This window comes from Candidatus Poriferisocius sp. (genome assembly GCF_965219815.1).
Lineage (GTDB): Bacteria > Actinomycetota > Acidimicrobiia > Acidimicrobiales > Bin134 > Poriferisocius.
Window position 1 is genome coordinate 1139677 of the sequence record NZ_OZ244791.1, and the last position, 12541, is coordinate 1152217.

Consider the following 12541-nt stretch of genomic DNA (forward strand, 5'->3'; position numbering starts at 1 on the left):
GGTTTATTCCTTAAGTCAGCGCCATCGGGCATTTAACCCCCAGAAGGCGCAGCAAAACCAGCTTGGGAGGCGCCCCATGTCCGATGTCGTCAGAGCCGCAATCGTGCAGGCCGCGTGGACTGGTGATCAGGAGTCCATGGTTGAGTTGCACAAGAAGTATGTCGGGGAGGCCGCGGCGGCGGGGGTCCGGGTGATGTGCTTCCAAGAGCTCTTCAACGGGCCCTACTTCTGCCAGGTTCAGGAAACCGACTACTACAGCTACGCCGAGGCGATCCCCGACGGGCCCACCACCAAGCGATTCCAGGAGATCGCCGCCAAGCACGGCATGGTGCTGGTGCTGCCGATGTACGAGGAGGAGCAGCCGGGAATCCTCTACAACACCGCCGCGGTCATCGACGCCGACGGCACCTACCTGGGCAAGTACCGCAAGACCCACATCCCCCAGGTGAAGGGCTTCTGGGAGAAGTTCTATTTCCGCCCCGGCAACCTCGGCTATCCGGTGTTCGACACCGCAGTGGGAAGAGTCGGGGTGTACATCTGCTACGACCGCCATTTCCCCGAGGGGTGGCGCGCCCTCGGCCTCAACGGCGCCCAGGTGGTGTTCAACCCCTCGGCCACCAGCCGGGGTCTGTCGGCCTATCTGTGGAAGCTGGAGCAGACGGCGTCGGCGGCGGCCAACATGTACTTCGTGGGGGCGATCAACCGGGTGGGCGTCGAGCCGCTGGGCGACAACGACTTCTACGGCACGTCGTATTTCGCCAACCCGCGCGGCCAGTTCGTGGAGGATCCGGCATCAGACCAGGAGCAGGAACTGGTGATCCGCGACCTTGACTTCGCCATGATCGACGAGACCCGAGCGCAGTGGGCCTTCTACCGCGATCGCCGCCCCGACATGTACGGGCCCCTCACCGAGGCGTGAGCCCACCGCCGTGACCACCAACGCCGATCTGCACCAGCGCTACCAGGCGATTCTCCCCTCCTACGTCAAGCCGCTCTACGCCGAGCCCATCAGCATCGAGCGCGGCCAGGGGAGCTATGTGTGGGACGTGGAGGGGAACCGGTACCTCGACTTCTTCGGCGGCGTGCTCACCACCATGGTGGGACACAACAACCCCGCGGTCACCTCGGCTATCCAGGAGCAGGCGTCCAAGGTGCTGCACACCTCCACGCTGTACCTCTGCGAGCCGATGATTGAGCTGGCCGAGGAGATCGCGGCCATCAGCGGCATCCCCGACGCCCGGGTGTTCTTCACCACCTCCGGGAGCGAGGCCAACGACACCGCCATCTTGCTGGCCACCAGCTATCGAAAGTCCAACGAGGTGCTGGCCATGCGCAACAGCTACCACGGGCGCTCGTTCACCGCGCAGGCCATAACCTCGCACTCCTCCTGGTCGTCGACCGCGCTGTCGGGCCTGTCGGTACACTTCGTCCACGGGGCGTATCAGCTGCGCAGCCCCTTCCGGCGTCTGGACGACGACGAGTTCACCGAGGCCTGCACCGACGACCTCACCCAGGTTCTCGACATGATGACCACCGGGTCGGCGGCCTGCCTCATCGCCGAGCCCATCCAGGGCGTCGGCGGGTTCGCCACCCCGCCCGACGGGTTCTTCGGGTCGATGCACAAAGTGCTGGCCAACCGGGGGATCCTGTTCGTGACCGACGAGGTGCAAACCGGCTGGGGGCGCACCGGCGAGCACTTCTGGGGCTACCAGGCCCACGACATCGTTCCCGACATGCTCACCTTCGCCAAGGGCGTGGGCAACGGAATCACGCTGGCCGGCATCGTGGCCCGAGCCGAGATCATGGACACGATCAAGGCCCTGAGCTTCTCCACGTTCGGCGGAAACCCTCTGTCGACGGCGGCGGGGCTGGCCACCTTGAACTACGTGCGGGAAAACGACCTCCAGGGCAACGCCCTGCGCATGGGCAAGCGATTGGCCGATGCGCTTCGGCCAGTGGCCGAGCAGACGCCGTGGATCGTCGAGCTGAGGGGCAAGGGCCTCATGCAGGCCATAGAGATCGTGGCGCCGGGCTCGATCCAGCCCGACGCCGATCGGGCCACCGAGCTGCTCGAAGGGTGCAAGCGGCGGGGGCTTCTGGTGGGCAAGGGCGGGCTGTACGGCAACGCCCTTCGGATCACCCCGATGCTGGATGTGACCGAGGAGGAGATCGACGAGGGCGTGAGCGCCATTCTCGAGACCATTGAGGAAATCGACAGGCAGACTTGAGGCATGACCATCTTCATTGAGGACGAATAGGGGGCAGAAACCATGACCATTTTGATCAAGAACGGCACAGTGGTGAGCTCGACCGGGGCTGATCCGGCCGAAGTCCTGATCGATGGCGAGGTGATCGTCGCCGTGTTGCAACCGGGATCGGAGCTGGCCCTGTCAGCCGAGAACGGGGCCGATCGGGTGATCGACGCCACCGGCAAGCTGGTGGTGCCCGGCGGGGTGGACGTACACACCCACATGGAGCTGCCCTTCGGCGGCACCATCGCGTCCGATGATTTCGAGACCGGCACCCGGGCCGCCGCCTGGGGTGGCACCACCACCATCGTGGACTTCGCCACCCAGAGCTATGGGCTCGACGTGCGCGAGTGCTTCGACGCTCGCATGGAGCAGGCCGAGGGCCGGTGCGCCATCGACTACGGCTTCCACATGATCATCGGCGACGTCACCGACGCCGCCCTCAAAGAGATGGACCTGCTGGTGAACGAGGGGGTCACCAGCTTCAAGCTGTTCATGGCCTATCCCGGCGTCTTCTACAGCGACGACGGCCAGATCCTGCGGGCCATGCAGCAGTGCGCCGGCAACGGCGGGCTCATGATGATGCACGCCGAGAACGGCATCGCCATCGACGTGCTGGCCGAGCAGGCCTACGAGCGGGGTGAGACCGACCCGGTGAACCACGGGTACGTGCGCCGGGCCGAGTTCGAGTCGGAGGCCACCCATCGGGCCATCCAACTGGCCAAGGTGGGCGCCGCCCCCCTCTACATCGTGCATCTGTCGGCCAAGCAGGCGCTGGAGCAGGTGGCCATCGCCCGCAACAACGGCGGCAACGTGTTCGCCGAGACCTGTCCGCAATACCTGTACTTCAGCCTCGAAGAGCACCTCGACCAGGGCTGGGACGGCGCGGCCTACGTGTGCTCCACGCCGATCCGCTCCCACCACGACCACCACCAAGACGAGCTGTGGAAAGGGCTGCGCACCAACGACCTTGCCGTGGTCGCCACCGACCACTGCCCGTTCTGCATGAAGGAGCAGAAGGAGCTGGGCGTCGGCGATTTCCGGGCCATACCCAACGGCATCGGGGGCGTCGAGCACCGGATGGACCTGATCTTCCAGGGGGTGGCCTCCGGGGAAATCACCATGCCCCGCTGGGTGGAGCTGTGCTCTACCACCCCGGCCCGAATGATGGGCCTCTACCCCCGCAAGGGCATCATCCAGCCCGGTTCCGATGCCGACGTGGTGATCTACGACCCCCAGGCAACCTGGACCATCAGCGTGGAGAACCACCACATGAACATCGACCACTCGGCCTATGAGGGGATCGAGGTCAACGGCCACGTCGACACCGTGTTGTCGAGGGGCCGGGTCATCGTCGACAACAACCAGTACCTGGGCTCCATGGGCGACGGGCAATACCTGCGCCGCGGTCTCAGCTCTTATCTGATCTAAGGCTCGGACCACGCCGGAGAGGGGGAGAAATGCGTGAGATCCATCATTTGATCGGCGGCCAAGCCGTGGCCGGCACCTCCGGGCGGACCTCCCCGGTCTTCAACCCGGCCAGCGGCGAACAGACTGGCCGGCTGTCGCTGGCATCGGCCGAGGAGGTTGATGCCGCGGTGGCTTCGTCACAGGCCGCATTCGAAGAATGGTCGAACGTGTCGATTGCCCGGCGCACCACCCTCATGTTCGCCTTCCGGAATCTGGTGGTGGACAACGCCGAAGAGGTCGCCAGGCGTCTCACGGCCGAGCACGGCAAAGTTCACAGTGATGCGTTGGGCGAGGTGGCCCGGGCCATCGACAACATCGAGTTCGCCTGTGGCCTTGCCGAACACCTCAAGGGAAGCCACAACGAGGCGGCGTCCACCGGGATCGACGTTTACACGGTGCGTCGCCCGCTCGGGGTGGTAGCCGGTATCACGCCGTTCAACTTCCCGGCCATGGTTCCCATGTGGATGGCACCCAACGCCATCGCCTGCGGCAACACATTCGTGCTCAAGCCCTCTGAGCGCGACCCGTCGGCCCCCATGTTCATTGTCGAGCTGTTCCAGGAGGCGGGCTTCCCGCCTGGCGTGCTCAATCTGGTGAACGGCGACAAGGTGGCGGTCGACCGGCTGTTGGAGCACCCCGACGTGAAGGCGGCCAGCTTTGTGGGGTCCACACCGATTGCCCGCTACGTGTATGCCACTGGCACTTCGCACGGCAAGCGGGTCCAGGCGCTGGGCGGGGCCAAGAACCACATGGTGGTTCTGCCCGATGCCGACATCGAACTGGCCGCCGACTCGGCGGTGTCGGCGGCCTACGGTTCCGCCGGGGAGCGCTGCATGGCCATCTCGGTGGTGGCCGCGGTGGGCGAGGTGGCCGATCCCTTGGTAGAGGCCATCAAGCTCCGCATGGAGAAGCTGGTGATCGGCGATGGCACCGATTCGGCATCGGATATGGGGCCGCTAATTACCCGCGAGCACCGCGACCGGGTGGCCGGCTACATCGGTTCCGCCGCCGAGCAGGGAGCAACCGTGGTGGTGGATGGCCGCGACATCCGATTCGACAACGACGGCTTCTTTCTCGGGGTGTCGCTGCTGGACAACGTCACCGCTGAGATGGACGCCTACCGCGACGAGATCTTCGGTCCGGTCCTCAGCGTTGTGCGGTGCGAGACGTATGCCGAGGCGGTTCAGCTCATTGCCGACAATCCGTGGGGCAACGGGGCGGCCATATTCACTCGGGACGGCGGGGCGGCCCGCCAGTTCCAAGAGGATGCCGACGCGGGCATGGTGGGCATCAACGTCCCCATTCCCGTGCCGGTGGGCTACCACTCCTTCGGCGGCTGGAAGGACTCGCTCTTCGGCGACACCACGATGTACGGCCCCGAGGGAATCCGCTTTTACACCAGGCCAAAGGTCATGACGGCCCGATGGCCCGATCCCGCCACCAGCACAGTTGATCTGGGCTTTCCGACCAATGAGTGATAGGTCCGATTGGATGAGGAGGTAGCGATGGATTTCGGAGTTGTTCTTCAGACCGATCCTCCGGCATGGAGGGTGGTGGAGTTGGCCAAGCGGGCCGAGACGCTCGGCTTCAACTACGGCTGGACCTTCGACAGCCATGTGCTGTGGCAAGAGCCCTACGTGATCTACAGCCAGATGCTGTCGGCCACCAACCGCATGATCGTCGGGCCCATGGTCACCAACCCCGGAACCCGGGACTGGACGGTTACTGCGTCGCTCTTCGCCACGCTGAACGACATGTTCGGCAACCGCACCGTGTGCGGAATCGGCCGGGGCGACTCCGCCATGCGGGTTATCGGCCACAAACCCCGCAGTCTGGCCACGTTGGGCGAGTCCATGCGGGTGATCAAAGACCTGGCTGAAGGCCGCAAGACCGAGTACAACGACACCCAGCAGCACTTCCCGTGGGCCGGAGAGTCGGAGCTCAAGGTGCTGATGGCGGCTTATGGTCCCAAGGCGCTGCACCTGTGCGGCAGCGAGTCTGATGGGTTCATCCTCCAGTTGGCCGATCCGGCGATCGCCGAATGGACCATTGCCGCAGTTCGCCAAGCCGCCGAAGAGGCAGGACGCGATCCGCACAGCCTGTACATCTGCGTGGCCGCGCCCGCCTATGTGGGCGACAACATCGAGCACCAGCGAGAGCAATGCCGATGGTTCGGCGGCATGGTGGGCAACCACGTGGCCGACCTGGTGGCCCGCTACGGCGATCAGGGGGCGGGCGTGCCCCAAGCGCTTACCGACTACATCGCCGGCCGAGAGGGCTACGACTACAGCGGGCACGGCAAAGCGGGCCACGATCACACCGACTTCGTGCCCGACGAGATCATCGACCGCTTCTGCCTCCTCGGCGACGAGGACGCCCACCTGGCCCGGCTGCGCGAGTTGGAAGCGCTGGGCGTGGATCAGTTCGCCATCTACCTCATGCACGACCAGAAAGACGAGACCCTCAACGCATACGGCCAGCGGATCATCCCTGCGATGGGCGGTTAGGGACGCAGCGGTATGCCGAACACCGACACCATGGCTGCTACGGACGATCCCCTAGTACGCGAGCACCGGATCAAGCAGCAAGCGGCCCAGGAGCAGCGCCGCGACACCGTGGTGCGGGTAGTTCGCCAAACGGTGACCTTCGTGGTGTTCCTGGGCCTGCTCGCCGGGCTGTACACCGGCTACAAGGCGTTCGGCCAGTCCATAGACGACGCCCAGCACGATTGGCCGGTGGTGGGGTCGGTTCTGCCCCGCACCGATGATCTGAACATGCCCCCGGTGGCCGAGATCTTCGGCCAGTTCGGCGAAACCCCCGGCGGCCAAGACCGGATCTATGTGCACATCTTGTTCGACGAGGCGGTGTTCACTCTGCGGGAGGCCTTCGCCGGGTTCTTGGTGGGACTGGTGATCGGCATGGCCATCGCGCTGGCGCTGGCCCAATGGCGGCGGCTCGAGCAGGGCCTGCTCCCGTACGTGATCGCCAGCCAGACCATCCCGCTTATCGCCATCGCGCCCATCATCGTGATCTGGGGACGCAAGAACTTCGACGTGTTCCCGTGGGAGTGGCAGGACTGGATGTCGGTCTCGGTCATCGCTACCTACCTCACTTTCTTCCCGGTAGCGGTCAACGGGCTGCGGGGGCTGCAATCCCCCCGGCTGGAGAACAAGGAGCTGATGGAGTCGTATGCCGCCAGCTGGTTTCAGACGCTGTGGCGCCTGCGGCTGCCGGCGTCGCTGCCGTACTTGTTTGCCGCGCTCAAGATCGCGGCCACGGCCAGCATCGTGGGGGCCATTGTGGGCGAGATATCCGCCGGAGTCGAGGGAGGGCTCGGCCGTCGGATCCTGCGCGAGGCGTTCAACTACACCACCGGCCCCGACCGCCTGTTTGCCAGCGTGCTGGGGGCCGCCGTGCTGGGGATCTTCGTGTTCTTGGTGGTGACTGCGGTAGAGCGGCTGGTGGTGGGCAACCAGACCCAGGAGTCGACGACATGAGCGAGGTTTCATCCATGGACGAGGCCACGTCCGCAGCTCAGGGGGCGTCTTCGCTGGTGATCGACATCCGCGGGGCCACCAAGGTGTTCAACCCCGGCAAGAGCAACCAGGTGGAAGCTCTGGGCGAGATCGACCTGTCGGTCGGACCGGGGGAGTTCATCACGCTCATCGGTCCGTCGGGGTGCGGCAAGAGCACCCTGCTTCGACTGGTCGCATCTCTGATTCCCCCGTCCGCCGGGACGGTGCGGGTCAACGGCAAGCCCGCAGAGCAGGCCCGCCTCCACCGGGATTACGGCATGGCCTTCCAGACCGCGGGGCTGTTCGACTGGCGCTCGGTAACAAAGAACATCGAGCTCCCGCTGGAGCTGATGGGATGGTCCAGGGGCGCCCGGCGGCGCCGGGCCTCCGAGATGCTGGAGATGGTGAAGCTCAGCGAGTTCGCCAACCACCACCCCTCCGAGCTGTCGGGCGGCATGCAGCAGCGGGTGGCCATCGCCCGGGCGCTGTCGTTCAGCCCGTCGCTGCTGTTGATGGACGAACCTTTCGGGGCGCTCGACGAGATGACCCGCGAGCACATGCAGGACGAGCTGCTGCGGATCTGGGAGGAGACCGAGACCACCGTGGTGTTCGTCACCCACTCGATTCCCGAGGCGGTGTACCTGTCCACCCGGGTGATTGTGATGTCGCCCCGTCCGGGGGGGATTGCCTCGATCATCGACGTGGACCTGGGCGAGCGCAACGCCTCCACCCGCGACGACCCGGCGTTCTTCACCAAGGTCACCGAGGTGCGCACTGCCCTGCGGAAGGTGGAGGAGTGAACACCGTGAAGGGGTTATCGGCCCCCATCGTGACCGGGGTGGTTCTGCTTGGCCTGTGGGAGGGGGTACTGGCCCTGCTCGATCCCCAGGGGTTCGTGCTGCCGGCGCCGAGCGAGATCGTCGGCGCGCTGGTCGACAACTGGGATGCGGTGTTCCAGGGGGCCCGCATCACCGGCTTCGTGGCGGTGTCGGGGTTGATCGCCGGCATCATCCTGGGCGTCCTCGCCGCCTTGCTGGTGACCCGGTTCAGGACCGCGAACGAGACCATTACCCCGCTGGCCGTGGCGGTCAACGCCATTCCGATCATCGCGCTGGCCCCGATCTTCAACAACTGGTTCGGACTCACCTCGCCCCGCTCCAACCAGGCCATCGTGGTGGCGCTGGTGTTCTTCCCGATCTTCATCAACACCACCCGGGGACTCAGCCAGGTGGACCGAAACCAGATCGAGCTCATGGAGTCGTACGCGGCCAGCCGGTCGCGCATCACCCGCGAGGTTCGGATTCCCAATGCCATGCCGTTCTTTTTCACCGCGCTGAAGCTGGCCGCGTCGCTGGCGGTGATAGCTGCCATCGTCGCCGAGTACTTCGGCGGCCGACAAGACGCCCTCGGCCCGATGATCACGCAATCGGCGGGCCTCACCCGATACGACGACGCCTGGGCGGCGGTGCTGGCCGGCACCGCTATCGGGGCCGTGCTGTATTCCGCCGTCATAGTGCTGGAGCGGGTGGCTATGCCGTGGAGCTCTCTGGTTCGAAATCCAAAATGAAAAAACATGAAAGGACAATCATGAATAAACAAAAGCCTTGGCGGTTGCTTGCCCTGCTTCTCGCCTTCGTCGTGGTGGCCGCCTCGTGCGGCAACGACGACGATGAAGCGAGCGAGCCCGCGCCTGCACCGGCCACCGAGGCACCGGCGGCGCCCGAACCAACGGAGGCGCCAGCACCGGAACCCGTTGAGCTGCAAGAGGTGTCGCTACAACTCCAGTGGGTGCCGCAGTCGCAGTTCGCCGGCTTCTTTGCCGCTCGCGATCTCGGGTTCTACGAGGACGTAGGCCTGGATGTGACCATCATCGACGGTGGTCTCGACATCGTGCCGGCCACGGTCCTCGACTCCGGGGGCGCCGACTTCGCCATCTCCTGGGTGCCGCGGGGGCTGGTGCCCCGTGAGGAGGGCCTGAACATCACCAACATTGCCCAGGTCTTCCAGCGCAGCGGCACCTTGCAGGTGTCGTTCGTTGACGCCGGCATCACCGGCCCGTCCGACCTGGAGGGCAAGCTGGTGGGCAACTGGGGCTTCGGCAACGAGTTCGAGCTCTTGGCCGGCCTCGTCAGCGTGGGCCTCGACCCGCAGTCCGATGTCACCTTGGTGCAGCAGGACTTCAACATGACTGCGCTCGTCAACGGCGACATCGACGCCGCTCAGGCGATGATCTACAACGAGTACGCCCAAGTGCTCGAGACCATCAATCCCGACACCGGCGAGCTGTTCCAGCCCGAGGACTTCTCGGTCATCGACTGGAACGACGTGGGCACGGCCATGCTGCAAGACGCCATCTGGGCCGATGCCGACAAGCTGGAAACCGATGCGGAGTACCGCGACATCGCGGTGCGCTTCGTGGAGGCGTCGCTACGAGGCTGGATCCACTGCCGCGACAACTTCGACGAGTGCGTCGACATAGTGGTAGGAGCTTCCCCGCCCTTCGGCGGACCGGCGCACCAGGCGTGGATGATGAACGAGATCAACGCCCTTATCTGGCCGTCACCGGGTGGGGTCGGGATCATGGACCAAGCTCTGTACGACCAGACCATCGACGTGGCCACGTCTCAGGGCATCCTTCAGGCCGCGCCCGATGCCGGCGCATTCCGCACCGACATCGCGGAGGAAGCGGTCGCCAACCTGGAAGCCGCGGGCCATGATGTGTACGGCAACGACTTCGCCCGCCGCACAGTTGAGGTCAAAGAAGGCGGCAATTAACCCGTAGACATGGCCATCGAGAAAACTGGGGGAATGAAGTTCAGCTTCGGCCTCCCGCTGATGGCCCATCCGCAGAACCCCGAATTCCTGACCGCCGAGGCCGTTTCCGAGTTTGCTCGGGCCGCTGAGTCGGCGGGGTTCGACTCCTGCTCGCTTACCGAGCACCCCCTGCCCAACGACCGGTGGCTGGCCAGCGGGGGCCACGATGCCCTCGACCCTTTCGTGGCGCTGGCAGTGGCGGCTGGAGCTACTGCCCGGCTGCGGCTGCTCACCAACCTGACCCCGGTGCCCTATCGAAATCCGGCCATCTTGGCCAAGACGGTGGCCACCCTGGACCGGCTCAGCGGCGGTCGGGTCATTCTTGGAGCGGGGGTGGGCTATCTGCTCTCCGAGTTTGAAGCGGTGGGAGTGGACTTCGACCAGCGCAATGCCCTCTTCGACGAGAGCTTGGAGGTGATGCGGCTGATCTGGTCGGGCGAGACGGTGAACTATCAGGGCCTGAACTTCACCATCACTGACAGCACCGGTCTCCCCACCCCGGTGCAGTCGCCGGTGCCGGTATGGATCGGGGGCAACTCCAAGCTCTCCCGTCGCCGGGTGGCCGAGAAGGCCCAAGGGTGGATGCCCATGCCCAATCCGGCGGCACTGGCCTCCCGCCGTCGCTCGGCCCACTTGGAGACCCTGGATGAGTTGGCCGAGATGATCGCCTATCTCCACGACCACGCCGCGTCGGTGGGCCGCACCGAGCCCATCGACATCAAGTACATGGACCTCGAAGTCGGGGCGGTGGGGACGCCGGGCTGGAACGCCGACCTGCACTTGGAGAACATCGCCGCCCAAGCCGCCATCGGCGTGACCGCGATGGCCGCCCTCATCGCCGGCGATACACGCTCACAAATTGTTGAGTCCCTGCATCAATACGGCGAGGAAATCATCGCCTATCGTTAGGCCTATGTTGAGATTTGTCGAGGGCACTTCCTGCGGTTGTGGTGCGGAGCTTGAGAGGAGCTTCCCATGTTGAGATTTGTCGAAGAGATCCTTCTCCTGTTGTTGCGAGACGACGACGGGAAGTTCATCAACGTGCCCCAGTCGTCCATGGACCGGGCCGTGGCCGGGGCGGTACTGATGGAGCTGGCCATGGAGAACCGGATAGACACCGACTTGGAGCACCTGATCCTGGTGGACGACACCCCGGTGGGCGACGATTTGCTGGATCCGACGCTGGCCATGATCGCCGAAGGACAGGGGGTCGAAGGCCAGGAGAAGGACGCCCGGCACTGGGTGGAGCAGACCTCCCAGAAGGCGCCGGAGATCAGGGAGGCGACGCTGGACCGGTTGGTGGAGCGGGGCATTCTGGAGCGCGAGGACGACCGCTTCTTGTGGGTGTTCCGGTCGCGCCGCTACCCGATGGTCGACGGCGAGGCCGAGCGGGAGGTCAAGCTGCGGATCATGGGCGTGCTGTTCAGCGATGAGATTCCCAGCCCTCGCGACGTGGTGATCATCTGCCTGGCCCACGCCTGCGGGATCTTCACCGAGCTGCTCTCCAAGCGGGAGCTGGAGCAGGCCAGTGCCCGCATCGAGCAGGTGCGCAAGCTCGACCTCATCGGCCAGGCCATGACCCAGTCGATCCAAGATTTCGAGGTGTGGCTGGCTAACGCCGCCGTCCAAGGACGCGGCTTCTTCTAAGGCGCTGAGCATGGCCGATTGGACCGTAGAACCGTTTGGGGGGGTGCTCGGGGCCCGGGTGACCGGCATCGACCTACGGGAATCGCTGGCCAACGGTGAGCGCGATGAGCTCTACAAACACCTGCTGGACCATCTGGTGCTGGTGTTCCCCGGTCAATCCATCGACGACTCCCAGCAGATGGAGTTGCTGACCCCGTGGGGCCGGCCCTACATCCATCCCATCGGCCGGGTGGCAGGGGCGGTGGAGGCCAAAGTGGAGCGCATTGTGGACGACGAGGAGCGTCCGCCCTACCAGGACAAGTGGCACACCGATGTGACCTGGGATCCCGACCCGCCCATCCTGGGCACGCTGCGGGCCATCGAGATGCCGGCCCGAGGCGGGGACACCATTTTTGCCAGCATGTACGCGGCCTACGACGGCCTGTCGGAGACATTGCGGGGTCGGCTGGAGGGGGTCACCGCTTGGCACGATATGGGGCCGGGGCAGTCGTTCAAGTCGAAGGCCGGGGTCGAACTCTACGACCGCACCAAGGAGCAGTTCCCCGGAGCCGAGCGTCCGGTGATCGCCACGCACCCCGACACCGGCCGCCGCTATCTCAATGTCAACAAGAACTTCACCAGCCATCTGGTGGGGTTCGAACAGGCCGAGAGCGACGCAGTGCTCGACTGCCTCTATGAACACGCCACCCAGCCCAACTACACCATTCGCTATGAGTGGACCGAGGGCGACGTGATCTTGTGGGACGAGCGCTGCACCCAGCATTTCGCGGTGGCCGATCACTATCCCCAGCGCCGGGAGATGGCCCGTCTCACCGTCTCGGCCTTTGACTAATTGCCACTTCGTCG

12 protein-coding genes are annotated in these 12541 nt (G+C 65.1%); all 12 read left to right on the plus strand.

What is annotated here, in order from left to right:
• The first annotated feature begins 76 nt into the window (after positions 1-76).
• The 12 genes from ACOQPI_RS05430 to ACOQPI_RS05485 all read left to right on the plus strand — a co-directional run bounded on the left by ACOQPI_RS05430 (position 77) and on the right by ACOQPI_RS05485 (position 12527).
• Positions 77-919 (plus strand): nitrilase-related carbon-nitrogen hydrolase, encoded by an 843-nt coding sequence (locus ACOQPI_RS05430; RefSeq protein WP_420618669.1) that lies wholly within the window; start codon positions 77-79, stop codon positions 917-919.
• A 10-nt stretch (positions 920-929) separates the two neighbouring features.
• On the plus strand, positions 930-2228 hold the full coding sequence (locus ACOQPI_RS05435) for an aspartate aminotransferase family protein (RefSeq protein WP_420618670.1): 1299 nt from the start codon (positions 930-932) through the stop codon (positions 2226-2228).
• 42 nt (positions 2229-2270) lie between these two features.
• On the plus strand, positions 2271-3680 hold the full coding sequence (hydA, locus tag ACOQPI_RS05440) for a dihydropyrimidinase (RefSeq protein WP_420618671.1): 1410 nt from the start codon (positions 2271-2273) through the stop codon (positions 3678-3680).
• Between the two features lie 29 nt (positions 3681-3709).
• Entirely contained in the window at positions 3710-5197 is a 1488-nt protein-coding gene (locus tag ACOQPI_RS05445; protein ID WP_420618672.1) for a CoA-acylating methylmalonate-semialdehyde dehydrogenase, read from the plus strand.
• 27 nt (positions 5198-5224) lie between these two features.
• Positions 5225-6226 (plus strand): TIGR03842 family LLM class F420-dependent oxidoreductase, encoded by a 1002-nt coding sequence (locus tag ACOQPI_RS05450; RefSeq protein ID WP_420618673.1) that lies wholly within the window; start codon positions 5225-5227, stop codon positions 6224-6226.
• Positions 6227-6238: 12 nt separating this feature from the next.
• A complete protein-coding gene (locus ACOQPI_RS05455) occupies positions 6239-7216 on the plus strand; it encodes an ABC transporter permease (RefSeq protein ID WP_420618674.1) in 978 nt (325 codons plus the stop codon).
• Entirely contained in the window at positions 7213-8034 is an 822-nt protein-coding gene (locus ACOQPI_RS05460) for an ABC transporter ATP-binding protein (protein WP_420618675.1), read from the plus strand. The genes ACOQPI_RS05455 and ACOQPI_RS05460 overlap by 4 nt, the downstream gene beginning before the upstream one ends.
• Positions 8035-8039: 5 nt before the next feature.
• Positions 8040-8801, plus strand: coding sequence for an ABC transporter permease (locus tag ACOQPI_RS05465; RefSeq protein WP_420618676.1), 762 nt, complete (start codon positions 8040-8042; stop codon positions 8799-8801).
• Positions 8802-8821: 20 nt separating this feature from the next.
• A complete protein-coding gene (locus ACOQPI_RS05470) occupies positions 8822-10009 on the plus strand; it encodes an ABC transporter substrate-binding protein (RefSeq protein ID WP_420618677.1) in 1188 nt (395 codons plus the stop codon).
• Between the two features lie 9 nt (positions 10010-10018).
• Positions 10019-10957, plus strand: coding sequence for an LLM class F420-dependent oxidoreductase (locus ACOQPI_RS05475; protein WP_420618678.1), 939 nt, complete (start codon positions 10019-10021; stop codon positions 10955-10957).
• A gap of 66 nt (positions 10958-11023) precedes the next feature.
• Complete coding sequence (locus ACOQPI_RS05480; protein ID WP_420618679.1) at positions 11024-11695, plus strand: GOLPH3/VPS74 family protein; 672 nt, start codon at positions 11024-11026, stop codon at positions 11693-11695.
• Between the two features lie 10 nt (positions 11696-11705).
• Positions 11706-12527 (plus strand): TauD/TfdA dioxygenase family protein, encoded by an 822-nt coding sequence (locus tag ACOQPI_RS05485; RefSeq protein WP_420618680.1) that lies wholly within the window; start codon positions 11706-11708, stop codon positions 12525-12527.
• The last annotated feature ends 14 nt before the right edge of the window (positions 12528-12541 follow it).